The following is a 26531-nucleotide window of genomic DNA, read 5'->3' as shown; positions in this document are numbered from 1 at the left end:
GATTTTTACAAGAAAATTCATCAGGGGAAGGAAATAAAAAACCTAAATATCAATGATAATTACCGTTGTACACCATCCTATTTTATTTCTTGACTGATTAAATCAATAACTTCTAAAATATTCATACAAACACTTGAATAAACATTAGATTCTTCACTAATATGAACATGATGAGGAAAATTTGGTAAATTAGGATAATGTGGAACATTTTCCCATTTATCTGCGTTTATCCGCGTCCATCATCTTCTATCTGCGGTTAATTCTTGCTTGCTGTACCTCACTTAGATGGAAATTCCTATCAATCACAAGCTAATATCCTATAAATCCTTTAATCCTATAAATCCTGATTCTGACAATTAACAATTAACAAATAGCTGCATTAACAAACTGAATCACATCTCCTAAACCAGCTTGGGTTTTCAGATTTGTAAAAATAAAAGGCTTATCACCACGCATTTTTTTCGCATCCCGTTCCATGACATTCAAATCAGCACCCACATAGGGAGCAAGATCGGTTTTATTAATAACTAATAAATCAGATTTAGTAATACCTGGACCACCTTTGCGGGGAATTTTATCACCAGCAGCCACATCAATTACATAAATTGTTAAATCTACTAATTCAGGACTAAAAGTAGCAGCTAAATTATCCCCACCACTTTCTAAAAAGACTAAATCTAAATTGGTAAATTTCTCTTCTAATTGTTCAATTGCGGCTAAATTCATGGAAGCATCTTCACGGATAGCAGTATGGGGACAACCACCTGTTTCTACACCCAAAATGCGATCGCTGGACAAAGCCTGAGAACGGACTAAAAACTGAGCATCCTCTTGAGTATAGATGTCATTTGTCACCACTGCTAACTGATATTTTTCTCGTAAATTCTTACATAAAGCATCTACTAAAGCTGTTTTTCCTGAACCCACAGGCCCTGCAACTCCCACCCTTAAAGCCGTCATAATTCTTAACTCCTAAACAACCTAGTATACTGGGTTTCGTGCTGCATACTCGCTAAAGATAAACCCCAATTACAACATCCTAAATCATCATCTTCCATTGTCAAAATTTCTCCCACAGTCGTAGTTAATAAAGGTTGTAAACCCAGTAATAATTCTTGTCCCGCAGTTTGTCCGAGAGGAATAAGTTTGATTCCAGCGGTAATTAAATTATTCGCCCAACTATGTAAATAAGCTAATAAAGCAGCTTGAATATTGATATCCCAATGAGCGCAAGCTATAGCAAAAGCGATCGCATAATTACCAGGATAACCCACAGCATTCACCACAGGTAAAATTTCCGGGTCTAGCTTCCCTAACAATTGCATCAGAGAACGTCCCATTTGCCAACTAGCAGCCCGTAATTCTTCCGTATCTCTCGCAGCAGATAACCATGAATTCCATCGCTTTAAAGCCTCCATATTACCTGATTTTACAGCATGAAAACCCCTCACCATTATCGCCCCATCTAGGCGAATTGAGCCATGAATTAACTCAGATTTTAGCCAATGTTTGAGATTTTCAATATTAGTAATAGTCCCATTTTCTATTAACAGTTCTAAACCTTCTGAATAACCATAAGCACCAACAGGTAAAGCTGGACTTGCTAATTGTAAGATTGTCAAAAAATGGCTATGCGTGAGAGTAATTTCCATAAGCCCCTAATTCTGGTTGAAAAGGTACAATTTCTTCTTTAATTTCTAACCCCAATTGTGTCAACATAGCAGCTAAAACTGCATCTGGGGATAAGCGTAAATAAGTTGGAGTAATTTCCACAGGTACATGACGATTTCCTAAATGATACGCAGCCCTTAATAATAAAGAAATTTCTGCATAAGCAGTTAACACAGGTTCAGATTTAGCAATAATTCTCATATAAATACTTTCCGTTTCATCTGTAAGAATATCACCATCATTTAATACTGTACCTCTAGATAAACGCAGAAAAACCTCCTTACCATCTGCTAATGTAAATTTATGACGGCTACGAGTCCGTTCTTCTGCATTGAGTGAAAGAGTAATAGTAACTAACACATCAGTATGAGGTGGTTGACGTTGGCTAAAAGTCAGCATAATCCGCAAAATCAACTTAAACTTTAGTAATTATAAATCATTTATAAACAAAAATATACCCGACTTCTCTCAGAAATCAGGTATCTTGTAATGTAGCATTAGCCATAATTTTCGACTTACAAATTTCTCTTAACTAAGCAGAAATTTTATTTGTCATTGATATGGTAAATAATTCCTCATAATCATGGGAGAAATAGTCATAAAATTTGCGAAAATTGTCTGGAGAAACAGCAAGTTGTACAACAGCAAAAACAGCCCGGACATGAATAGCAGCTATGGTGGGTTCTACGCTTTCTTTTTGACTAATTCGCTCAATAAACTCTTGTAAATGCAAAGATTGAATCGGTTCTGTTTCACTTCCACGCAAATATTCTCTTAACTCCTGGGGTATTTGTACTGCTAATTCTTCTCTTTCATCACTAGGAACAATTTGTTTAATAATTTCCAAGGTAGCACGGGTAGCAACTTCCGCTTCTTCACGAGATTCTGATTGGGTTAGACTTTGAACATGGGTTATAAACTCTGTATATTCCATTTTTTTATCTCCAGTATTTAACTCAATAACAAAATAATTATGCGTGAATAGTCTAAAATTTTTGACAATCCTAATTCAGAGAATGGTAAGTTCACTTCAGTCTAGGATTTAATGATGAAGGTAACTTCATGCTAAAGAAGTAAATAGAGATATATCTATAGTTAGATATAAATCTTCTCCCGATTACTATAGATAAACACAGAGTAAACAATAGGTATTGTCCTCTGTGTGATTTTCCCTAATTTATGAAAAAAGTCATAGAGAAAAAGACTTTCACTCCTAACTCCTAATTACTAAGCTATTGCTTGATATCGTCCTAAAGCCATTAAAGGAAAATACTGTTGATATAGGTGATACTTCAAATAAAAATGGCAGGGAAAACCAGTTCCTGTAAAGTATGATTCATCCCAAGTACCATCTGATTTTTGAGTTTCTAACAGGTAATTAATCCCCTTTTCGATACTTTCAATAGCTAATTTACCCGTTGCTTCACCTGCGGATATTAACCCAATTAAAGCCCATGCTGTTTGAGAAGCAGTGCTATCACCTTTTCCTTTCAAACTAGGATCATTGTAACTAAAACAAGTTTCTCCCCAACCACCATCAGTATTTTGGACTTTGACTAACCAATCAACACCTTGATTGATATTTTCAGCATATTTCAGGGGATTAATTAAAGCCAAAGCCGATAAAACACCGCTAGTTCCATAAATGTAATTTACACCCCAACGCCCAAACCAACAACCTTCTGTTTCTTGTTCCTTCAAAAGATAATCTAGAGACTTTTCTAAATTATCTGGTTGAATTGATAAATTACAAGCCCCCAACATTTCTAATACTCTAGCTGTGACATCAGCCGTATTTGGATCAATCATGGCTTTCAAGTCACCATAGGGGACAGAATTAAGCCATTCTTGATCATTATCAAGATCAAAAGCCGCCCAACCACCTGGTTTACACTGCATAGAAGCAATCCAATTTAAAGCCCTATTCATAGCTTGTTTTTTCAGTTCCTCATTTGGTAATTTTGCTTGATGTAAAGCCATGACAACTACAGCCGAATCATCTACATCTGGATAAAAACGATTGTCAAATTCAAACGCCCAAGCACCGGGTTTTCCTTGCTTATTTTTGATATTCCAATCACCATAATCGAGAATTTGTTTCTCTATTAACCATTCTCCAGCTTTGACAATAGCCGGATCATTTGGCGCAAAACCTGAATCAATTAACGCCCGAATCGCCCAAGCAGTATCCCAGACAGGAGAAACACAAGGTTGTACACAGTAACTATTCTCTGTTTCTATGGCGAAATTATCAACTGCTTTTAAACCCCGTTCGATAATGGGATCATTAGCATCATAATCTAAGCATTTTAAAGCTAACAGAGAATTTAACATGGCGGGAATAATTCCGCCCCAATCTCCTGTAACTTCTTGACGTTCTAAAATCCATTTTTCTGCGGCTGCAATCCCTTCATTTCTGAACGGGACAAAATTCAAACTTTCGGCTAATTTAAAGCCATCATCAAGAATGTTAAAAATATCTGACCAATCACCATTCTTTGGTAATTCCCAGCGGACATTATTCACACCTTCAGCATATAATTCATCTAAATTAATTGGTTGATCAATTTTAAAAATGGGTTTACGATCAAAGACAATTAATAATGGGACAGTGCTAGAACGCGCCCAACTGGAAAGTTCATAAATATTGAAGGGAAAATTATCGGGTAGCAACATTACCCAAGATGGTAAAGAAGGCAGTCCGCGCCAATTATAACAACCAATTAAGGCTAAATGTAACTTTGTAAAAATGCGAGTTTTGCTAATTCCACCTTTGGATAAAATTAGGGATTTCGCTTTTAGTAATGCGGTATCTGTAGCGGGTACACCTAATAACCTCAAAGCCATATAAGCTTCTACAGTTGTGTTTAAATCTCCACCATCACCATAAAACAATTCCCAACCTCCATGTTCTCGCTGTTGAGAACGGAGATAATTTTCCACTTTATATAAAGGTCTGGTTTTATCTGTTCCCCAAATCTTATGGAGTAAAACAGCTTCCGAGGTGATGGTAACATTAGATTCTAATTCCGCCCACCAATAACCATCGGGATTTTGAATTGAAAGCAGATGTTTTTGACTTGCGACTATGGCATCAACAACTTGCTTGACTTTTGCTCTATCTTGTGTTTGCATCAAATACCTACCTCAGTAGTAAATAATAATTGTTCTTTCTAATTATTTAACTTTTTTTTATCTGGTTTTGACTTTTGTATTATATTATTCAATACCTTAGCTAAAAATGGAGTAGCTTGTCATTGGATATTTCCCTGTTAGTCAATAGCCTTGCGGCAAATAAACCAAATTTTTCAATGGCTGGCCAGTGTAGAATTTAGTAAAAATATCAATAATTTGACCGGCTAATTCACTAGGTATACCAGGAGCAGATATGTGAGGAGTAACTATAATTCTAGGATGATGCCAAAAAGGATGATCTTTTGGCAATGGCTCAGTACAAAAACAATCCAGAAAAGCTCCTCCAATTTTACCAGAATCTAATGCACTCAATAAATCTGCTTCTACTAAGTGCTTTCCTCTACTAACATTAACTAAGTAAGCTGGTTGAGACAATGCAGAAAATGTATCAGCATTAAGAATATTTTCGGTTTCTGATGTTAGCGGCAACAAACACACGAGGACGTGACACTTACTCAAAAAAAGCCTAAATTGATCTTGTCCATAGAAGCACTTAATTCCTGCAATTTCTTTAGGGGTTCGACTCCATCCTCGGACAGATAAACCAATATCTCTAAGTCTTTTAGCTACAGTTAAACCAAAAGCACCCAAACCCATAATTCCCACGGTGAATGATTGAGAATTGGATACAGGCAAATATGCCCACTGTTGCGATCGCTGTAATTGTTGATAATCAAATAATCTCCTCTGAAAAAACAAAACAGCTAAATTGACATATTCAGCCATTTGTAATGTTTGAGCGGGCGAAACAAGACGAACAATTGAGATATTATCAGGTAAATTTGGATCTCTTAAAAGATGATCTACACCAGCACTTAAGGAAATAATCAGCTTAAGATTGGGAAATTTGAGCAACGCTCCCAGTGGAGGTTTCCATGCTAGAGCTATCTCAACATCTTCAAAGTTTCCACAGTCCGGGAAAATTTGCAAATCTATATTAGGCATAGATTTTTTAAATTCTGCAATGAATTCTACAAACCAAGTATCTGTAGGATCTATTTCTCCAATTAATAAAACTGTCATTACTTATAATTGCTGATTTTTCAGTATATTAGGAATAGTATTTGATTTTTGAAAAAATAGCTAAATAGTTGAGAGAAATAAGTAATAAAATTTATCTACTTGATTAGGATCTATTTTGTACAGCTTCTGCTATTTCTTTTTGACTTGCTAATGCACTCAAACGCAAATAACCTTCTCCACTCTCACCAAACAAACAACCAGGAATACCAACAATACCCATTTCCTGTAATAGGTTGTCGAAGAATTGCCAAGATGTCATTTTTCCTGGTGCTTTGAGCCAGATAAAAGGATTATCTGTACCACCAAAACAATTAAAACCCTGGTTTGACAAACCTTGTCGAAGAAGATGAGCATTAGTTAGATAATAGTTAATATTTTGTTGACATTCTTTTTGTCCTTGTGCGGATAATACAGCAATGCCACCTTGTTGGGCTAAATTAGAAGCTCCCCAGAACTTAATTGAATTTCTAATACTCCACATCTGATTGAGTTCTCCAAATGTAGTATTTTTAATGGTTAGGCTGTGGGGAACTACAGACCAACCTAATCTCAAACCAGTAAAGCTGGCAATTTTGGAGAAACTGTTAATTTCTATCGCACATTCTTTCGCTCCCTCAATTTCATAAATACTTCTGGGAATGTTGGGGGTATTTACAAACCAACTATAAACTGCATCAAAAATAATTACAGCTTGATGGCTTCTGGCATAGTCAACAAAGCCCTTAAGTTGTTCTTTTGTCGCCACTGCTCCTGTAGGATTGTTGGGAAAGCACAAATAAATTAAATCTACTTTTTCTTGAGGAGTTTGTGGTACAAAATTATTTTGTTCGTGACAATGCAATTCAATAAATTGGCTTCTTCCTGCTAATGAATTTCCCTCAATAAAAGCAGGATAGGTAGGGTTTTGTAAGGCTACAGAATTATCTAAACCAAAAAGTTCTTGGAGATTAGACAATGATGATTGTGCGCCGTCACTAATGAAAATTTCCGAACTATCAAACTCAACACCTATTTTTTCTTGATAATATTTATCGCAAACAGATTTTTTTAGTTCTGGATTGCCATTAATATCTTCATAACCTGTATAAGTATTGAGGTTTCCTAGCTTTGTTGCTCCATCAATTAAAGCTCTAACTACTGTTGCCGGTAATGGCTGACTCGTATCACCCCAGCCCATCATATAGATTTTTTTTTGGGGATAGGATGCTTGGAAAAGTTTAACTTTGCCAATAATATCTCGATTAAAGATTTCGTTATAAGTAGAGCCATTATTTAACTGACTCAGAGCTATATTTTTAGTTGCCATATCATTTGTAAGTTCCTGTTTTAGAATTAGACTTAATCCTCTCCTATCAAAGTAGTGTGAAATCTTAATTTCCTCTAGGATGATCTTTTGAAAATTCGTAGGTTTATTTAATAGTCATAAAAGAGGTTTATCCTTAGTTCATAATCTTTTTAATAATATGTTCATTCGATCTATACTTCTTCATAATATCTGGGGATAAGTAGGCTGCCCCTTGAATTTTACGGACACATTTTTCACTCCCGCACAGACAATCAAATCTTTGTTCCATAGACCACTCTGTGGATGGATAAAAGAATGTCATTGCTTCACAAATATCAATTTTTCTCAAGCAGGTAATTACCATGTTTGTTGTGTCAAAAAAAACATTAGGATCACAACTGTGATTGATGTATTGTAAAAATTCTGGAGATAGCAAAATATGCTTTGTATCGGCGATTTGAACTGATAAATAATTAGGTTTTTCTACATATCCACCGATACTTATTTGAGCAATAACATCGCCAGGGAGAATCTCTATTCTAGAATGTAGAGATTTTGCTCTAGTTTGTTTACATTCCCAAATTTCTGCAAAGGAAGATACTTTCTCCTTTTGAAATTCTTGATGATTATTGGCTACGGAGTAATATTTTGTGGTTTCAGTTTGATTTTTTAGCATGATACTTATATTTATTGAACAGTTAAAGGGACTATCAAAAGCTGATAAAGTTGGAAAACCGGATGTGTAACTCTGACTCTCGGTAATTATACTACTTCTTTACTGACTTGCTACAAGCTTTTACCAAAATCTATGATCAAAAGCCAATTAGCGGATGAAACAGCAGGAGAAAATGAGAAGTCTCGAAAGAGACTGGCGATCGCCTCACTTGTCTTCAGTTTGATAGCCTTTGCCTTTGTGCCACTTTTAATTCGATGGTGTGAGGAGGAAATTAGTCCAGAGGCAACGATGTTTAACCGCCTTTGGATTGCCGCTTTGATTATAGTTTGTGGTCAAGGATTACGGAAAATCAAGCAGATTCTAACCAATCAGCAACCCGCAGAAAACATCATTAATCAGGAGTCTGTAGCGATCGCCCCTACTCTCGATTATCAACTCCTCCTCTTATGGATAATTACAGTCACAGCTTTTGCCACAGGTCCAATTCTATGGGCTTGGTCTCTTCAGCAAACCAGCATTGCTAATTCTGCCCTGATGCACAACCTCACCCCCTTATTTACAACGGTTATAGGCTGGCTGTTATTTAAGACTCAGTTTAATCGCCGATTTATCTTGGGGACTGTTATTGCTGTGGGGGGAACGGTGGCTCTATGTATCAACGATTTCCAGCTTGATATTTCCAAAATCCCAGGAGATGCTTTAGCCCTTGCTTCAGCGATGTCTTGGGGAGTCTCTCTGCTGTGTATGGAACGACTGCGAGATAAATTTAGCAGCAGTTTTATCCAGCTTTGGCTTTGTATCGTGGGCATGGTGTTGACAATGCTGGTAACACTGGCATTAGGTGAGCAATTGTTTCCCTCTTCTCTCCCCGGCTGGTTAGCTGTAGTTAGCTTGGCTATTGTGGGTCAACTTTTAGGACAGGGGCTAATTACCTATAGTCTCAGTTATTTTTCGGCAAGTTTTGTGGCCTTAGTATTTTTGCTAGATCCAGTTTTGACAGCGATCACTGCCTGGTTTGCCTTTGGAGAAACCTTGAATCTTGCCAATGCGATCGCTTTTGCCATCATCCTTTTTGGTGTTTACTGCGGTATCACTGCAAGTCAGACTAAAACTGACCCAGATACCCAATCCGAGTTATCCCTAAATTAATTGGGTGCGGCTATTTTAGGAAGACAAAGAGAAGGTCAAATAACCATTATAGCAATTCCCATTCAAGTGAAGTACAAGCTTTAAGAATCGAACGCAGATAAACGCAGATAAACACAGATGATTTTGTACATCATGAGACTAGGAAACGCTATATTATTGGTGGTGTAGTAGTAGATTAACGCTAGTGCGATCGCTTCCCTTGGGCTAATCAGTAGAATCTCAACATTGTATATCTTGCTGTTAGACTATCTTGAATTGGAGTCAAGGAACAGTTATGACAGCAATTATATTCAGTTTGACGCTTCTATCCTTAGTGATTTGGATATTTTTACTCTTATTTTGGGGACAGTTTTGGCGAGTAAATCACCAATTAGAAACAAATAAAGACATTGATAATAACACCTTGCCGACGGTATGTGTAGTCATTCCCGCCCGTAATGAAGCCGATGTAATTCCTGTTAGCGTGCGATCGCTCCTTCAACAAGACTATCCTGGTAAATTCACCATCTTTTTAGTAGACGATCAAAGTAGCGACGGTACAGCCAACATTGCCGAAGGAGTAGCCTACGCCCTCGATAAAACCCAACAATTGCAGATTGTCTCTAGTACCTCATTACCTACAGGTTGGACAGGTAAATTGTGGGCAATGGAACAAGGTGTACAAACAGCGAGTGAACTGACACCAGACTATTTTTTACTTACTGACGCAGATATAGAACATGATCCCAGTAACTTGCGCCGCTTAGTTGCCAAAGCCGAGGCACAGAAATTAGACATGGTATCCATCATGGTGCGGTTACGCTGTCAAAGCTTTTGGGAACAACTATTAATTCCCGCTTTCGTCTTTTTCTTCCAAAAACTCTACCCCTTTACCTGGGTAAACAACCCCAAAAAAGCCACCGCTGCTGCTGCTGGAGGCTGTATTTTAATTCGCGCAGAAGCCCTGAAGAGAATTGGTGGATTGCAAATTATCCGTCAAGCCTTAATTGATGATTGTTCCTTAGCAAAAGCCGTTAAATCAAGTCATGGAAAAATCTGGCTAGGACTAAGCACTCTCACTTATAGCTTACGTCCCTACGACTCCCTCAAAACAATTTGGGATATGGTCGCCCGCAGTGCTTATACACAACTAAATTATTCCCCGTTCCTACTCATAGGTAGTTTGTTAGGAATGACCTTAGTTTATTTATTGCCACCCCTAGGAATTATTTTGGGTGTGGTATTGGCGAATTGGATGATTATCCTCACCTCTTCCATAGGCTATTTACTGATGACTTCTGCTTATTTCCCAATTACTCGCTTTTATAAATGTTCTCCAGTTTTTGCTTTTAGTTTACCCATAATTGCTTTTTTGTATACTCTTATGACAATAGATTCAGCATTGCGTCATTGGCAAGGGCGTGGTGGCGCATGGAAAGGTAGAGTATATGCAAAATAAATGTAAGACCGGCTGAAGTGCTGACTCCTGTCTCCTAATCAACCCAGAGTTTACCCCGTTGACAACAAGTAGCCGACATTTTTTGCCAAAATTCCCATTTTCACTCATTCAACACCAGCCCTATTATTAGCAATACCCTAGGATTACTGGTGAACATAGTAGACCAGAAGTAGTCAGAATATTCAAAAGAAGTCCGGATTGGACATTAGTAATTAGGGATGAGGTAATGGGAAGTGGGGATTGAGACCTTAAAAGGAGAATTCTTTTCCTTTTAAATCCAGTATCATAACCACAACCTAGGTCTTATTGCCGTGCTTACAGCTAATGATAAAAGCCAAACTCAGAAATTTGCGTATTATTTACCCCAACTTCATAGAAACTTCACAACTAATCGTACAATGTGTGAGCTATACTGTTTTCGGGCAATCGAAGTAAACTTTTTAGTTAGTAAAAAGCTAATAGTCCTTAAATCAAATCAGGCGTAAACTTCAGCATCTTTGTTCGTTTGGGTGTCATCGGCAAAACCCCAAGTCTTAAATAGACCTGGATTTGATCACATGAGGTAAAAACTTTGGTATATGGATGTAGCCAGTGTTTCATAGAGGGTAGAACTTAACCAAGGCTAAACATCCCCAAAAAATTATCTATACCAACTCTGGCCACTCAACTACAGCCCAGAGGAGTATTTTGCATACCAGGGCATTAACTACTATTCCCCTACTGCCATTAAAAGTAACTCTAGCTACGCAACTATAGCTAAGAGTCACCTTTTCACGCATATTTACCCCAGGGGTGCGAAATTCTATCCATATTGGCATCAACAGCAACTCTAGCTATTCAAACCTAGAGATATTTTCTAACGCAGATTTATAGCAAATATTTGTGTAACTAGCATGATACCGACTGTTACACCTGCTTTGCAGTAGCCGAAATTTATCAAACATTGAAAAAAACAATAATATTACACCACCATGAGCGACAAATTTTTTGACCTCTCCACACTTAACGGCAACAACGGCTTTATCATCGAAGGTGAAGGTGACGATAACTCAGGCTTCTCCGTCAGTGATGCGGGGGATATTAACGGTGATGGCATCGGTGATCTAATCATTGGCGCACCTTTGAACGATCCCAATAATAAGAGTGATGCTGGGAAAACCTACGTAGTCTTTGGTAAAACAAATGGCTTTGATCCAATTATAAAGCTTGCTAGTCTTGATGGTACTAATGGCTTTGTGATCAATGGGACTGAAACAGGTGATGAATCCGGTCGTTCCGTTAGCAATATTGGCGATATTAATGGTGATGGTGTTGATGATCTAGCTATTGGCGCACCTGGCAGTTTTGGAAATAATCCCAGTCGCGGCAATGCTTATGTGATCTTTGGCAGTAAAGAATCCAACTATTTTAGTAATCCCATCGAACTCTCCAACCTTGGTAGCAAGGGCTTTACTATTCAAGGTAGTGAATATAGTAGTAATGCAGGTTGGGCTGTTAGTAGTGCCGGCGATATTAATGGTGATGGTGTCAAAGACCTATTAATTGGTGCAACCAATCCTGGTAATAATGGACCAGGTATTGTCGGTGAAAGCTATGTCATCTTTGGTAAAAAAGACGGTTTTGGTTCTAATTTAACCATAAACCTCGACGACAACTTTGAGGCTAATGACGGGTTGATCATCTTCAGCGATGAAGAGAATAACCTAGGCTATTCCGTCAGTGATGCTGGGGATATCAACGGTGATGACATTGATGATTTGATTATTGGTGCGCCCTATGCTGGTGATAATAATGCTGGCAGCAGTTTTGTCATCTATGGACGGAGTCAAGACAACCCCTTTACTGACACCTTTCCTGACGGCATGATCAACGTCTCCGAACTTGATGCTAACGATGGCTTTGTGATCAACGGACAAGGTGTTGATCAATCAGGCTTCTTCGTTAGTAAAGCCGGCGATATCAACGGTGACAACATCGCTGACTTAATTATTGGTGCAAGAGATGGAAATCCCAATGGTAAAGATTTTGCTGGCAAAAGTTATGTAGTCTTTGGAAAAAAAGGTGGTTTTGGTAAGACCCTGGAACTCTCTGACCTTAATGGCAGCAATGGCTTTACCATCAACGGTATTGCAACAGAAGACAACTCCGGTTGGGCTGTCAGTGCTTTAGGGGATATTAACGGTGACGGCATTGATGACATCATTATTGGCGCTCCCAATGGTAACTCCAATGGACAAGCCTATGTGGTTTATGGTAGCAAGACTCCTTTTAGTTCTACCTTTGATCTATCCAATCTCAACGGTGACAACGGTTTTATTGTTAATGGTCTTTCCCTCGATAACCAATTAGGCTTCTCTGTCAGTGGTGCAGGAGATGTCAACAATGACGATATTAAAGACTTGATTATTGGCACTCTTTCTACTGCTACTAAGGCTGGAGGAGCCTATGTGATATTTGGAACTGCTGTCAACAAAGCGCCCACAGATTTAACCCTCAGCAATAACAGCGTTAATGAAAATGTTGATAAAGATACAGTTATTGGTTCATTTAGCACAACTGACCCCAACAAAAAGGATACTTTTACATATACCCTAGTTGCTGGTGATGGTGACACTGATAATAGTGCTTTCACCATTAATGGAAATCAACTGAAAATTAATGTCTCTCCAGACTTTGAAGCTAAGTCCAATTACAGTATTCGCGTCAAGACACAAGATGCTGGTGAACTAACTTATGAGAAGCAGTTAACTATCAACATCAATGATATCAAAGAAACTGCTACAAACCAAGCACCTACAGGTTTAGAAATCAGCAAAAACTCCATTGATGAGAATGTTGCAACTAACTCTGTTGTTGGTTCATTTACTACGACAGACCCAGATACAGGTGATACTTTTACATATAGTCTAGTTGATGGTGATGGTGACACTGATAATAATAATTTCACCATTAATGGAAATCAACTGAAAATTAATGTCTCTCCAGACTTTGAAACTAAGTCCAATTACAGTATTCGCGTCAAGACACAAGATGCGGCTGGACTGACCTATGAAAAAGCTTTGACCATCAATATCAATGATATCAACGAAACAGGTTCAGGTTCTGACTCAGGTTCTGACTCAGGTTCAGGCTCAAACAGTTTCCTGACAAAGGTTAGTGATGATGTCTTTAATATCAAAGCTCAAAAAGGCAACGCCACACTAGAAGTTAAGTTGACAGGACGCAGTTCTAGTCTTGTGAATGAAATAGGAGTATTTACCGTTGATGATGCGAGTGGTAAAATTGATGGCATTGCTCCAGGTGCAGCGGGTTATGCAGAAAAAGCATTAGCAAAAAGTCAAGTAATTTTCTCTGCTTTGACTAATCCTCCCGCTGGGTTTAATCCCACTAGCCTGGAAAGGTTGTTAGGATTTAATTCTAATGACAATTTGAGATTCTACTTGGTTAAAGGTGGTTCAACCGATTCTGTACTCAGTAACGCCACTTCTATTGGTAATGTTCTGTTTCCTACCCCTTCTAGTCTCAAGATTACAGACTTGGGATCTGATAGTTTCTCCCTAGCTTGGGAAGATGGTTCTGGTAATCCAACTGGGTTTGAGGATTTGCAGGTAACAATTAAAGCCACTGATAAAGCGATCGCTTTGGGTTCAACTCTGCAAAACAAACCACAAGGGGAATCACTAGATTTACGGAATATCACTGGTGCGGTAAAAGCTGAGTTTGTAGTTAACCGAGAAGCCGGGTTTAATAATTTCATTGGCTTCTATCGGGTAACTGGTGAGAATGGCGGTATTGATACTAATGGTGATGGTACGGCTGATATCCTCCCAGGACAAGCTGGTTATGCTCAAGCGGCTCTGAATGGACGTGTTTCTGATCTGAATTTGACTGTGAACAACGGCGGAACAGCAGCTTTCAATGCGACTCTTCAAGGTGGTGCTATCTATTTACCATTTCTCATCGCTAATGGTACACCTAGTACCACTAACCCCAATATTTACTTCACTTTCTTAGGTGCTAACTCCGATGGTGTCGATCATGTGCGGATGTTAGGTGATAATACCTTTGGTTTTGAGGATCTATTTGGTGGTGGTGACAAAGACTTTAATGATATGGTTGTTAAGGTCAATTTGAGTCTAGCTTAAAAGACATTTCTCTAGTTTAAAATCCGTTTAGATCCCCGACTTCTTTGAGAAGTCGGGGATCTTGTTGTCCATTCTGAGGTTACTGAACAGTTACAGCAGGTTGCGTCGTTAGGAGGTACAAAATCTAAATTGAAACCTATAAACCAAGCCAGTTTTACTCCTGACTCCTGACTCCTGACTCCTGACTCCTGCTGTAAGGAGTAAACAATAATTCAGTGACTGCTGTTAAAGCTTTCAGTCCTTTTAATGAACCAGTAATTAGTCGAGTCGCTGCTAAGGGTTGACAGATTAACTCCCAAGCTAAGGGTAAAGGTTTTAATGAACCGTCCTCACTCATAGCTGATGCAATATCGGGAATATCATGGTGAGCATCATCGCTGACTACTCGCAGTATGGCTACTTGTCTGTTTGCAGATTGCTGGAAAAATTCTAGCAGGGCGTATCCTTCCATATCTACAACGTCAGTCCCAAATTCTTGATGTAAATGGCTTTTTTCTGTGGCTCTACATACAACGCAATCACTCGTTAAGCCCTTGACTAAAGATACATGATCCCCAAGTTGATTATGTATATCTGCGGTGAACGAACTATCACATTCTTGCAGATTTCCTTGATAAAGGCAATTTTGATATAAAACAAGATCGCCAACTTGATATTTTTGGCTCAAGCTACCACATAAACCCATCATCAAAATGCGATGCTCACCGATGTCGGTTAATTTTTGTAAATATTGCCGTACTGGTTCAATTCCCATTGGTATGGCTAATACTTTGGCTGGGGAACTGGTAACGCGACTTAATCCGCGACAGACGGCTTGATATTCTGCTCCCTGGGGGACTAAGATCAAAGTTGACATGAGAATGGTAAATTAGGAAATTATCTCTTTTAAATAGATAAAATAGCTCAATAGCGAGAATATATTCAAACCTTGTCAGCTAAATTAGCAATAACCATTGTTATCCTAGAAGTTCTATACTAACCTGTCAGTTGTCAGTTATCAAAAGACAGTTCGACTAAGCTCACTGAACACCGATGACTAATGACTAACGAACAATGACTAAGATAATTTTATCAGATGGTACAAACCAATAACTCACAATCTGCACGCGAAAGCTTCAATATTTCCAAATTAGCGATTAAGTTTTCTTGGTTGACGGTGTGTTTTTGGATAGGTGTAGCGGTAGCTGGTGTCCTGGCCTTCAGTTCCCTTAAATATGCTTTATTTCCAGATATCACCTTTCCCGTAGTGGTAATAAATGCCCAAGCCCCCTTGACATCTGCCCTAGAAACAGAAGAAAAACTCACTAAACCACTGGAAGAAAGTCTAAAATCCCTGGCAGGACTTGAGGATATTCGTTCATCAACCTATCCTGGTCAAACTGCGGTAGTTTCCTCATTTGTTGTGGGGACAAATTTAGAAACTGCGACTAACCAAATTTCCAAAATAGTCAATCAATTAAATTTACCCAAGGATACAAATAAAAAAATCATCCCTTTGAATCTGAACGAATCAGCGGCTGTTAGCTACGCAATTGAAAGTTCTTCTGGGAAAATTGATAATTTACGGCAACTGGTAAAAGATAAAATTGTGCCAGCGATCGCTAAATTACCAGGAGTTCTCAAAGTCTCTCTATTAGGGGATGGTAACAATGCAGCACCACCCACAGCAACTAATGGACTACCCCCAGCCGGGACTTTAGTCAGGTTTAATGGTAAAGAGGCTTTAGCTTTTCAGGTAATTAAAAAAGGTGATGCTAATACCTTAGAAGTTGTCAGTCGAGTAGAAGAAGAGGTACAACAGCTAAGGTCGAGCTTAAAAGATGTCACTATCACCTTAGCTGCTACCCAAGCCGAATATATTCGCAATGCTACCCATTCCACCATAGATGCCCTGATCGAAGCAATCATTCTATCGGTAGTTGTAATTTTTCCTTTTTTATGGAATTGGCAAGCCACCCTGATTTCGGCTTTAGCCATTCCCACATCTTTGTTAGGCACATTTATTGTGATGGCAATATATGGCTTTAACTTAGAAACTATTACCCTGTTAGCTTTAGCTTTGGTCATTGGCTCAATCGTTGATGATGCCATAGTTGATGTAGAAAACATCATGCGGCATATTGACGAAGGGAAAACTCCCTACGAAGCCGCTTTGATAGCCACTAATGAAATTGGTTTAACTGTCACCGCAGCTACTTTAACAGCAGTAGCGGTATTTTTACCCATCGGTTTGATGGGTGGAGTCATTGGTCAGTTTTTTAAACCCTTTGGGATTACCGTTTCTGCTGCCATGCTGACATCTATGTGCGTGGCCCGGACTTTATCCCCAGTCTTAGCCATTTACTGGCTCAAAGCTAAACCATCTAGTTCTCCCCAGAAGCAAGGTCGAATTTGGCTAAACTTTGACCAAGCTTACCGTAACTTGTTAGATTGGTCATTGAAGCACCGCTTGATAGTTGTGGGGTTAGCTGTAGGTAGTTTAATTGCTGGTATTGCCCTGATTCCCCTAATTCCCAAAGGGTTTATTCCCAAACTTGACCGAGGAGAATTTAATATTGTCTATACTGCTCCTTTACCTAGTCTTCCTGGGGATCTTGCACAAGGAAGGACAGGAGGACTAGGACAACCAGGAGGACAGGCAGGACAAGCGGGACAACAAGATAAATTAGGAAATTTGTCTTTGTCTGCTGCGGCTTTAGCGGCTTCATCATCTTCTATTTCCATTCCTAATCCTTTAAACGATTCTTTGGATGTTGCTAAGAAACTGGAAGAAGTAGTCAGAAAGTCCCCCGCAGTGGCTACGGTGTTTACTACTGTGGGTTCTCGTGAAGGTGAGCCAAACAAGGGTACGCTGTACGTTAAGCTCAAAGCAGAGCGAGAACTGAAAACGGCGGAAGTACAAGACCAACTCCGCGCTGCTTTACCAAAATTGACAGGTGTAACTACAAGTGTAGAAGATATTCAATTTGTAGACACTGGTGGGCAAAAACCTCTACAAATAGCTTTGCAAGGTAATGATCTTCAGGCTTTGACAACAGCGGCTAAAGCCGTAAAAGCTCGAATTGAGAAAATATCTGGTTTTGCTGATGTGACTATTACAGGTGTGTCTCATCAACAAGATGCGATTTTGCAAATAGAACGTTTGAATAATCAGCGAGTAGTTTATATCGGTGCTAACCTGAGTCAAAATTTAACTTTAGGTGATGCAACTGATAAAGTTGTAGCTGAAGCTAAAGCTGTGATGCCGGCTGGTGTTTCTTTGAATTTAGGGGGAGATTCTGCCCGTCAAAATGAGGTTTTTGGGAGTTTTGGCACAACTTTGGGATTATCAGCACTTTGTATTATTGTGGTGCTGATTTGGTTGTTTAAAAGTTGGGTAGATCCCATAGTTATTGGTCTTTCTTTACCTTTAGCAGTTGTTGGGGCGTTGCTGGCACTGCTATTTACAAAGAGTGATTTTGGGATGATATCTTTAATTGGTTTTGTATTTTTGTTGGGGATTACTAACAAAAATGCGATCTTAATTGTGGATTACATTAATCAGTTACGAGATACGGGAATGGAAAAAACTGAGGCAATTCTCCAGGCTGGCCCTGTGCGTTTGCGCCCCATTATGATGACTACAGCAGCGACGATTTTGGGCATGGTTCCTATTGCTTTGGGTTTAGGTGCGGGTTCGGAATTGCGATCGCCTATGGCTGTATCTATTGCTGGTGGTTTGGTCAGTTCGACTATTCTCAGTTTATTTGTTGTCCCGGTATTCTATGCCATTTTAGATGATTGGTTTCCCAGAAAGAAGGTGACAGGTAATAGGTAATAGTAAGTAGAACAGTGCAAAAAAATCGAAATATGTAACGGAAAGTAAAGTTTCCCAAAACGATCTTCCCTTCTGCCTTCTGCCTTGTCATAACGACAATTTTCAACACCTACCTACTTATTAGATCCTCGATTATTTAAAGAAGTCGGGGATCTGATATCGTCATAATCAGGATTTACAGGATGTTGGTTTGTGTTATAATTTTTTTGTCAGAATCAGGATGTCCACGATTTGAGGATTTACAGGATTTTAGTCCCTTCAATTTATCAGGACATCAAAATTAAAAAAAAATTAAATTTTGAAAAAAAATTTCTTTTTTTGGGTTCAACCCCGTTGACTTTTTCCGCTTGAAGTGATATATTGATAATGGGAATATATGCCTCGATAAAATTTTTACCGATGCTCCATTATATTAATATACTTATATTACCACATCCAAACCGACCGCAACCCCCAAAAAAAAGAATTTTTTTTGAAGAAAAACTTATTAAAGTTTCAAGATTTAATAATTTAAACTTATGAATTGGGTAAAAGCTCAGTTTTTTGCTATATCCTGTAAATCCTCAAATCCTGTAAAATCCTGATTTTGACAGTAATTAATATTCCAGGTTGCCATGAAAAGTGAAGATCGTCAACGAGTCGAAATATTTCTCAAAAAGTGGAAAGGTTCGCAGGGTAACGAAAGAGCAAATTATCAGGGTTTCTTTTTAGAACTTTGTGATGCGTTGGCGGTAGAACGTCCAGCACCTAAAGGAAGTATAACAGGCGATCGCTATTGTTTTGATAAAGACATCAAGATATTTAACAAAGATGGAGTCACTACCAACTTTGCAGACTTCTATAAAGAAGGACATTTTTTAATTGAAGCTAAACAAGGGGGAAATGCAAATAAACGCGGTACTGCTAAACGAGGGACAAAAACCTATGATATAGCAATGGAAAAGGCTTTTTATCAAGCTCAAAGTTATACACCCTTTCTACCAAGTAAACCCCCATTTCTAATTACCTGTGATATTGGCTCACATTTTGAATTTTGGGTAAGTTTTAGTGGTAATTACGGCGGTTATGGTGCGCGGGAAAAAATTGATCTTGATCAGCTTTTAGATCAAAAAGTATTTAATCGTTTTGTTGCGATATTTAATGATCCTCAAAGTCTCAACCCAGAAAAATATCGAGCGCGGGTAACAAGAGAAGTAGCGGATACTTTAGCTAAATTAGCGCGGTGGTTAGAACAACAAGGACACCAACCCCAAGAAGTTGCCAATTTCCTCATGCGCTGCATTTTTACCATGTTTGCAGAAGATGTGAAATTATTGAAAGGAGAAGTTTTTACTAAAGCCTTAAAAGAGCGTTGGTTGGTTGAACCAAAAACATTTAAAACCCAGATTGAAAAACTTTGGAAAGTCATGAATACTGGGGGAGAATTTAACTTTGATGAAATTCCCCAATTTAATGGCAGCTTTTTTAAAGATGCAACAGCTTTTGATTTACCTAAAGAACAGTTAGAAGTGCTATATGAAGCCGCAGATAAAGATTGGACAGAGGTAGAACCGGCGATTTTTGGGACATTATTAGAACGAGCTTTAGATAGTAAAGAACGCAAAAGTTTAGGAGCGCATTACACACCCAGATCCTATGTTGAGCGGTTGGTGCGTCCAGTAGTCATAGAACCTTTACGGGAAGAATGGTTATTAGTTGAATCGGAAGTTGATCGGTTTTTAACTCTGAAAGAAAAACAGCAAAAACCGACAAAAGCACAAATAGAAAAAGCGGAAAGTGAAATTAGGGGATTTTTAGATAAATTACAACAACTTCGCATTCTTGATCCGGCTTGTGGTTCGGGTAACTTTTTGTATGTGACGTTAGACTTACTGAAAACATTGGAACAGGAAGTACAAATGCGCTTGCTGGATGTTTTGGGAAAGGTGACAACGAATTTATTAGAGGAATTTGATCCGCGTTTAGCTGGGAGAAAACAGGTAAACCCGTCGCAATTTTTAGGGATTGAAATTAATCCTAGAGCGGCTGCTATTGCAGAGTTAGTAATTTGGATTGGTTATTTACAATGGCATTTTAAACGCTATGGCAGTACACCACCACCAGAACCGATTTTACAGGATTTTCATAATATTGAATTTCGTGATGCGGTGTTAGATTATGATGGGAAAGAGTTAGATATTGATGCTAAAACGGGTCAGGTAAAAACTCGCTGGGGTGGAAAAATGATCAAGCATCCTGTGACGGGTGAAGATGTTCCAGATCCGAGTGATCAAATTCCTATTTATCGTTATCTTAATCCTCGTCCTGCTACATGGACAAATGCAGATTATATTGTTTCTAATCCTCCTTTTATTGGAAATGCACGAATGAGGGATAGATTAGGAGATGGATATACAGAAACATTGCGTGAAGTTTATCCAGATGTTCCTGATACTGTAGATTTCGTCATGTATTGGTGGCATAAAGCAGCACAGTTAGCCCAAGATGATAAAGTTGATAAGTTTGCTTTTATCTCAACTAATACAATTCAACAAGTTCGACAAAGAAAGATAATTGATTTTTATCTAAATCACAAAAATCCTATTCGGTTAATTTTAGCAATTCCTGATCATCCTTGGACTGATGGAGATGCAGGAGTTACCGCTGCTATGACTGGTGCTGAATCAATTAATTCTCAAAGACTTTTACATATTCCTAAAATTGGTACTTTAGTCTCGCATGAAGAAGGAATAACCCCGGAACATTCGGCAGATAAAATTAATATTCAGTGGAAAAATGTAGAGAAAATTTTCAGTAATCTCCAATCTGGAGCAGATGTCGCAGGTACTAACAAGCTAAAAGCAAATTCAAAACTTGCTTGTAGAGGAATGGAAATGAGAGGAGCAGGTTTTCTTCTCACACAAGAACAAGCCCAATTTTTAGGCTACAGCAAAGACAATAATAATCAGTTATCAGTAATTAAAAGATTTATCAGTGGCAAAGATATTACTGATAAGAATAGAGGTTTATTTACAATTGATCTTTGGGGACTTTCTATTAAGCAAGTTCAAGATATTTATCCAGTTATTTATCAATGGATTTATGAAAGAGTTAAACCAGAAAGAGATGTAAATAGACGAAAATCGTCTCGTGATAGCTGGTGGATTTATGGGGAAGCTAGAGCTACTTTTAGACCAGCACTTAATAATCTAAATAAATATATTGCAACTCCAAGAACAGCAAAGCATAGATTTTTCATTTTTCTTCCAGCAGATTTCATAACTGAAAGTGAAGTGATTATGATCGCAATTGACGATTCTTACTTTCTCGGTGTTTTGTCCAGTTATATTCATATTGTTTGGTCATTAGCAGCAGGTGGAGATTTAGGAGGAAATACACCTCGCTATAATAACTCTGTTTGTTTTGATCCTTTCCCCTTCCCAAATCCTACACCAGAACAAAAACAGAAAATTCGAGAATTAGGAGAAAGATTAGATTCCCACCGTAAACGAGTGCAAACACAATATCCCGAAATCACAATTACCGGAATGTATAACCTGCTAGAAAAACTCCGCAAAGGTGAAACATTTACCGAAACAGATAAAACATATAATAATAAAGCCTTAGTTTCCACCCTCAAACAAATTCATGATGAATTAGATAATGCCGTTTTTGATGCTTATGAATGGCACGATTTAAAAGATCATCAAAAAACAAAAGCCGAAATTGAAGAAATAATTTTAGAACGATTAGTTGCTCTCAATGCTGAACGTGCAGAAGAAGAACGTAACGGAACAATTCGCTGGTTGCGTCCCGAATATCAAGCACCAAATGAAGTTACCCAACAAGTGCTAACGGAAGTAATGGAAGCAGAAGAAACCGTGATTATTCCCACGGAACAAAAAACATTTCCCAAAGAACCAAAAGATCAACTTGCAGCTATCCGCGACTTACTTCGCACCAATACCAGAGAGTGGACAGTGGAACAAATTGCGGCTCAATTTAAAAATGGTGGTAGATACAAAAATGCCATTGCTGAAAATGTAGAGAGATTAGAATGGTTTGGGATTTTAATCTGTCGAGAAACAGAAGCAACCAAACGCTGGCAATATGTGGAAATATAGGAAAATGTCAGAATCAGGATTTATAGGATTAAAGGATGTTCCTTTGTGCTATAATTCCTTTGTCTGAATCCTGATTGGGCGTTCTCAAATTCAAAAAAATTTAAAAAATTTAAAAAAAATTCTTTTTTTCGGGTTTAACCGATTGACTTTAGCCCCTCGGCGTGATATCCTGATAATGGGAATGTGTACCTTTGATAAAATTTTACTCATGCTCGATTATATTTATATAACTATATTACCACAAGAAACCCGACCTGAACCCTGAAAATAAAAAATTTTTTCAAAAAAACTTATTAAAAATAATAAATTAATAATTTAAACTTATTAATTACCTTCCCCTATCGGGTGACAAGTGAGGCTTCTTACTGTTTGCGGCTATTTTGGATTTTAGATTGATCAATCTAAAACCCAAAATTGATTATGCTGCTTGAGGCTGAACTAAATTTTCTACGCCTTGAACAACGGTTGCGGATTCAATTTTGTCACCAGCTTTGAGTTTATCTAAAATCTCTCTACCTTGGGTGAGATAACCAAACACAGAATAACGACCATCTAAAAGATTCCGTCCAGCGGGGGTAAGTTCTGGTTCAAAAAGGAAAAAGAAAACTTGGGAAGAACCACCATTAGCTTCACCTTCAGGACGTGCCATAACTAAAGCACCAAAAGACGAAAACGGTAAAACTGGCATATCTAAATAACGCCCAGCTTCTTCGAGAGTGATGCCATAGGTTGGTTCTTTTTCTCCTTGGACTAAAATTTCCAAAGGAACAGCGCGATATTTGCCAGTTTGAGGATCAATAAAACCAACTTCTTTACCAACAGGATCTCCGGTTTGTAAAAAGTAAGATTCTTCCGAACGGGTGAATTCTAAACCGTTATAAAAACCTCTTTGTACTAAATCAACGAAATTACCCGCAGTGACAGGGGCGCTATAGCCGTCAACAACTACAGTAAGATCGCCTTTATTAGTTTTAAAAGCAATGGTAGCCCGTCCTTTGAGTTGGGGTAAATTACTGTATTCAGCAGGGACTTCAAAGGGGAATTCCGTCACCATTGATTCTTCTAACAAACTGACAAGATCCAGTAATTTGGCTCTTCCGTCAAGAATAGGTTCTTTTTGTTTAGTTTTAACTACTTCTTGCAGTTCTGTGATGCCAGATTTCAATTCAGTCATCCAAGCTTCAGCTTGAGGTTGGCGTTCTTCCGGAACGCTTGCTAATATTTGGGAAGGTTTATCGAGTATCCGCGATGCTTGCTTGAGGTCATTATTAACTGCGCCCCATCGCTTATTTGCCCGCAGTTGGTTAGAAATATCCTCTAAACTGGCTTGCAGTTTACGTACAGGTTGATTATCTATGGGGAGTGCATAACGTAACAAAGCCTTACCATCGGTAATTGCGTTTCCCGCTGGTAAACCGGCGTTACTAACGGGAGTCCACCCAACTGTATTCACGCCTAAAAATATTGTTAATAGCAATATTACCTTTAGGCTGTTCTTAACCCAGGAATTTAATAAGTTCAACATGGAATTTCTTTTTCTTGTTACATCAAAGTGTTGACTGGAACTAATTCATTGATTATCTTCCCACATTGGGGGACTGGGGACTGGGAACTGGGGACTGGGGACTGGGGACTGGGGACTGGGGACTGGGGACTGGGGACTGGGGACTGGGGACTGGGAACTGGGGGCATAGAGAATATTTATATTTATTGCCTATTACCTTTTGCCTCTTTCCTGACCACTGACCACTGACAACGAACAACTGACCACTGACAATTAACAACTTATGGCGCGGGAAGGGTACAATAAATGCCGATTGTCTTGCAAAATTTGAAAGTTTCATGATCTCTAGTAACGACTTTCGACCTGGTGTTTCAATTGTATTAGATGGTTCGGTCTGGCGCGTGATAGATTTTCTTCACGTTAAGCCAGGCAAGGGTTCTGCTTTTGTGCGGACAACATTAAAAAATGTCCAAACTGGGAAACAGTTGGAAAAAACTTTCCGGGCTGGGGAAAGCCTTCCCCAGGCAACTTTGGAAAAACTGACGATGCAACATACCTATAAAGAAGGCGATGAGTTTATCTTTATGGATATGGAGACCTATGAAGAAGGTAGATTAACTACAGCGCAAATTGGCGATCGCGTCAAGTACCTTAAAGAAGGTATGGAAGTGAACGTGATTCGCTGGGGCGAACAGGTGCTGGAAGTAGAACTACCTAACTCTGTAGTTTTGGAAATTGTGCAAACAGATCCTGGTGTCAAAGGTGATACTGCTACAGGTGGTACTAAACCAGCAACTCTAGAAACTGGTGCAACTATCATGGTTCCTTTGTTTATTGCCCAAGGGGAACGGATAAAGATTGATACCAGAGAAGACAAGTATTTAGGCAGGGAATAATTTTCCTATTTTTTTGATACCAACTTGAAATAGTGAGGACTAAAATTCAAAATCGTTCAACTGAGCGAAGTCGAAGTCCAAAATTTCAACTTGGTAATAATGATTTCAATCCCTTTTTTATAGAGGGATTAAATCCCTGCCTTACTTAGAATTTTAATTTAACGGTTAGGTCGAGGTAAAATAATTGTGACATTAGACTTTAATGAAATCCGTCAGCTATTGGTAACTATTGCCCAAACAGATATTGCGGAAGTTACACTCAAAAACAATGAATTTGAGTTAACAGTACGGAAAGCTGTCAGTTTTAACAATAATGCCCCAGGGACGGTTGGTGGTGTGGTGAGCGCTGGTGTAACCCAGTTAGTATCTACAGCGTTACCAACTTCAATGTCTGAGGGGGGTGTGACAAATAAAGTTGCAGATAATTCGGTAGTACAATCTACTCATTCTTCTTCACCAATTAATCAAAAATTGGTTGACGTACCATCACCAATGGTGGGGACTTTTTACCGCGCTCCAGCACCGGGAGAAGCATCCTTTGTGGAAGTAGGTGATCGCGTCAAAGCTGGTCAAAGTGTCTGTATCATTGAAGCAATGAAGCTGATGAACGAAATTGAAGCCGAAGTCTCTGGACAGGTAATGGAAATTTTAGTTCAAAATGGCGAACCAGTGGAATATGGCCAACCTTTGATGAGAATTAACCCCGATTAAGTAAACAGGTGATAGGTGACAGGGAACAGGGAACAGGGAACAGGGAACAGACAAGAGTAATTACCAATTACCAATCACCAATCACCAATCACCAATCACCAATCACCAATCACCAATTACCAATTACCAATCACCAATTACTAAAGCGGATAATTTTTCTGAAAACTTTCGCGGGTGAGTGGCTGTTCTAATTCCACGCCTTCACCGCCTAAAACCTCTAAGGTTTTCCCATTGACTTCAATATATACTTTGGCTTTAGGGTTTAAACTAGTAGCAGTGTATACAACTTGTCCAATCCGTCCCATCATGGAAGTGCTACCGCCACCAGTGGTAAAGTTTTCCGATAAATTAACATGAACATCATTATTTTCGGCTTTTACTCCCAATAGTTGAGTACCTTGGGGAATGGTGGTAGAGTCTGTTCCTTCACTTGGCCCTGCTAATAATGTTTTAAATGCTGCTTCTAAAACTTGGTTGGGTTGGGTAGCAGCAACTTTAAAAGGTTGGGGAACTAAATCTAGGCGATTTTCCTTGGATCTGAGCCAATATATACTAGCAGTCTGTTCGTTCCCTTGTTGGGTTGTTGATTGCTTAATTGGCTGTTTAATGATTTGTGAGGAGTTGCTAGGTGTGGGAGGATTGGGAGTTTGGGAAGAAAACCAGGCTATTCCACCGCTTACCGCTACTACTGCTGCGGAAATAGCTGCTACCGCACCGGAAGAAATACCGTTAGTTCTTTGTTGGTCATTCATATATAAAACCTACTGGATTTAGGATGGAAATAGTATTTGTAAGATAAGTAGCCTGTTTATAAGGTTATATCCCTGATTCAAATCTTTGGCTTTGATTTGTACATAAACTGCTATTGCTAATCTTGCCCCTGCTCACTTCAATTGTAGAGTTATCTTTTCCAGTCCG

21 protein-coding genes are annotated in these 26531 nt (G+C 38.7%); 7 read left to right on the top strand and 14 right to left on the bottom strand.

Annotated features, from left to right (window positions below; translation table 11 throughout):
• Positions 1–77 precede the first annotated feature (77 nt).
• From FJR11_RS23755 to FJR11_RS08220, 9 genes are all read right to left on the bottom strand, one after another.
• Positions 78–230, bottom strand: a complete 153-nt coding sequence (locus FJR11_RS23755) for a DUF6516 family protein (RefSeq protein WP_371417486.1) — start codon at positions 228–230, stop codon at positions 78–80.
• Between the two features lie 133 nt (positions 231–363).
• Positions 364–960 (bottom strand): urease accessory protein UreG, encoded by a 597-nt coding sequence (gene ureG, locus FJR11_RS08255; RefSeq protein WP_148764985.1) that lies wholly within the window; start codon positions 958–960, stop codon positions 364–366.
• A gap of 5 nt (positions 961–965) precedes the next feature.
• Positions 966–1652, bottom strand: a complete 687-nt coding sequence (locus FJR11_RS08250; RefSeq protein WP_168503227.1) for an urease accessory protein UreF — start codon at positions 1650–1652, stop codon at positions 966–968.
• A complete protein-coding gene (gene ureE / locus FJR11_RS08245) occupies positions 1630–2070 on the bottom strand; it encodes an urease accessory protein UreE (protein ID WP_168503226.1) in 441 nt (146 codons plus the stop codon). Before ureE ends, FJR11_RS08250 begins: the two co-directional genes overlap by 23 nt.
• A 133-nt stretch (positions 2071–2203) precedes the next feature.
• On the bottom strand, positions 2204–2605 hold the full coding sequence (locus tag FJR11_RS08240) for a DUF2267 domain-containing protein (RefSeq protein ID WP_168503225.1): 402 nt from the start codon (positions 2603–2605) through the stop codon (positions 2204–2206).
• A 293-nt stretch (positions 2606–2898) separates the two neighbouring features.
• Positions 2899–4806 (bottom strand): squalene--hopene cyclase, encoded by a 1908-nt coding sequence (shc, locus tag FJR11_RS08235; protein ID WP_168503224.1) that lies wholly within the window; start codon positions 4804–4806, stop codon positions 2899–2901.
• Positions 4807–4947: 141 nt separating this feature from the next.
• On the bottom strand, positions 4948–5889 hold the full coding sequence (locus FJR11_RS08230) for a glyoxylate/hydroxypyruvate reductase A (RefSeq protein WP_168503223.1): 942 nt from the start codon (positions 5887–5889) through the stop codon (positions 4948–4950).
• Between the two features lie 103 nt (positions 5890–5992).
• On the bottom strand, positions 5993–7195 hold the full coding sequence (locus FJR11_RS08225) for an LL-diaminopimelate aminotransferase (protein ID WP_168503222.1): 1203 nt from the start codon (positions 7193–7195) through the stop codon (positions 5993–5995).
• 133 nt (positions 7196–7328) lie between these two features.
• Entirely contained in the window at positions 7329–7850 is a 522-nt protein-coding gene (locus tag FJR11_RS08220; protein ID WP_168503221.1) for an SET domain-containing protein-lysine N-methyltransferase, read from the bottom strand.
• A 132-nt stretch (positions 7851–7982) separates the two neighbouring features.
• On the opposite strand from FJR11_RS08220, the gene FJR11_RS08215 reads away from it, so the two are divergent.
• Complete coding sequence (locus FJR11_RS08215) at positions 7983–8999, top strand: DMT family transporter (RefSeq protein ID WP_168503220.1); 1017 nt, start codon at positions 7983–7985, stop codon at positions 8997–8999.
• A 274-nt stretch (positions 9000–9273) separates the two neighbouring features.
• On the top strand, positions 9274–10437 hold the full coding sequence (locus FJR11_RS08210) for a glycosyltransferase (RefSeq protein WP_168503219.1): 1164 nt from the start codon (positions 9274–9276) through the stop codon (positions 10435–10437).
• Positions 10438–11081: 644 nt separating this feature from the next.
• Here FJR11_RS08210 and FJR11_RS08205 read toward each other — a convergent pair.
• Positions 11082–11255, bottom strand: a complete 174-nt coding sequence (locus FJR11_RS08205) for a hypothetical protein (protein WP_168503218.1) — start codon at positions 11253–11255, stop codon at positions 11082–11084.
• 153 nt (positions 11256–11408) lie between these two features.
• Here FJR11_RS08205 and FJR11_RS08200 point away from each other — a divergent pair, with 153 nt between their 5' ends.
• The gene (locus FJR11_RS08200) at positions 11409–14582 is read left to right on the top strand and encodes a DUF4114 domain-containing protein (protein WP_168503217.1); all 3174 of its coding nucleotides are present in this window, start codon (positions 11409–11411) and stop codon (positions 14580–14582) included.
• A 154-nt stretch (positions 14583–14736) separates the two neighbouring features.
• Here FJR11_RS08200 and FJR11_RS08195 read toward each other — a convergent pair whose 3' ends face one another.
• The gene (locus FJR11_RS08195; protein WP_168503216.1) at positions 14737–15438 is read right to left on the bottom strand and encodes a phosphorylase; all 702 of its coding nucleotides are present in this window, start codon (positions 15436–15438) and stop codon (positions 14737–14739) included.
• Positions 15439–15657: 219 nt separating this feature from the next.
• Between FJR11_RS08195 and FJR11_RS08190 the strand changes: the two genes are divergently transcribed.
• Together FJR11_RS08190 and FJR11_RS08185 are read left to right on the top strand one after the other, a co-directional pair.
• Entirely contained in the window at positions 15658–18399 is a 2742-nt protein-coding gene (locus tag FJR11_RS08190; protein WP_168503215.1) for an efflux RND transporter permease subunit, read from the top strand.
• A gap of 614 nt (positions 18400–19013) precedes the next feature.
• Positions 19014–22502: a class I SAM-dependent DNA methyltransferase gene (locus FJR11_RS08185; RefSeq protein WP_168503214.1), complete on the top strand. Its 3489-nt coding sequence runs from the start codon at positions 19014–19016 to the stop codon at positions 22500–22502.
• Positions 22503–22920: 418 nt separating this feature from the next.
• On the opposite strand, the gene FJR11_RS08180 is transcribed toward FJR11_RS08185, so the two are convergent.
• Together FJR11_RS08180 and FJR11_RS08175 are read right to left on the bottom strand one after the other, a co-directional pair.
• Positions 22921–24027: a peptidylprolyl isomerase gene (locus FJR11_RS08180; protein WP_168503213.1), complete on the bottom strand. Its 1107-nt coding sequence runs from the start codon at positions 24025–24027 to the stop codon at positions 22921–22923.
• A 52-nt stretch (positions 24028–24079) separates the two neighbouring features.
• The gene (locus FJR11_RS08175) at positions 24080–24346 is read right to left on the bottom strand and encodes a hypothetical protein (RefSeq protein ID WP_168503212.1); all 267 of its coding nucleotides are present in this window, start codon (positions 24344–24346) and stop codon (positions 24080–24082) included.
• On the opposite strand from FJR11_RS08175, the gene efp reads away from it, so the two are divergent.
• Entirely contained in the window at positions 24345–24902 is a 558-nt protein-coding gene (gene efp / locus FJR11_RS08170) for an elongation factor P (protein ID WP_168503211.1), read from the top strand. The two genes, FJR11_RS08175 and efp, sit on opposite strands and share 2 nt — an antisense overlap.
• A 186-nt stretch (positions 24903–25088) precedes the next feature.
• The gene (gene accB, locus FJR11_RS08165) at positions 25089–25613 is read left to right on the top strand and encodes an acetyl-CoA carboxylase biotin carboxyl carrier protein (protein WP_168503210.1); all 525 of its coding nucleotides are present in this window, start codon (positions 25089–25091) and stop codon (positions 25611–25613) included.
• 140 nt (positions 25614–25753) lie between these two features.
• On the opposite strand, the gene FJR11_RS08155 is transcribed toward accB, so the two are convergent.
• Positions 25754–26365: a GerMN domain-containing protein gene (locus tag FJR11_RS08155; protein WP_168503208.1), complete on the bottom strand. Its 612-nt coding sequence runs from the start codon at positions 26363–26365 to the stop codon at positions 25754–25756.
• Positions 26366–26531: the final 166 nt, after the last annotated feature.

It is taken from the genome of Anabaena sp. UHCC 0187, from assembly GCF_009712035.1.
Taxonomy (GTDB): domain Bacteria; phylum Cyanobacteriota; class Cyanobacteriia; order Cyanobacteriales; family Nostocaceae; genus Dolichospermum.
The sequence above is the reverse complement of the archived record's forward strand: the minus strand, read 5'-3'. Positions and strand labels throughout refer to the sequence as shown.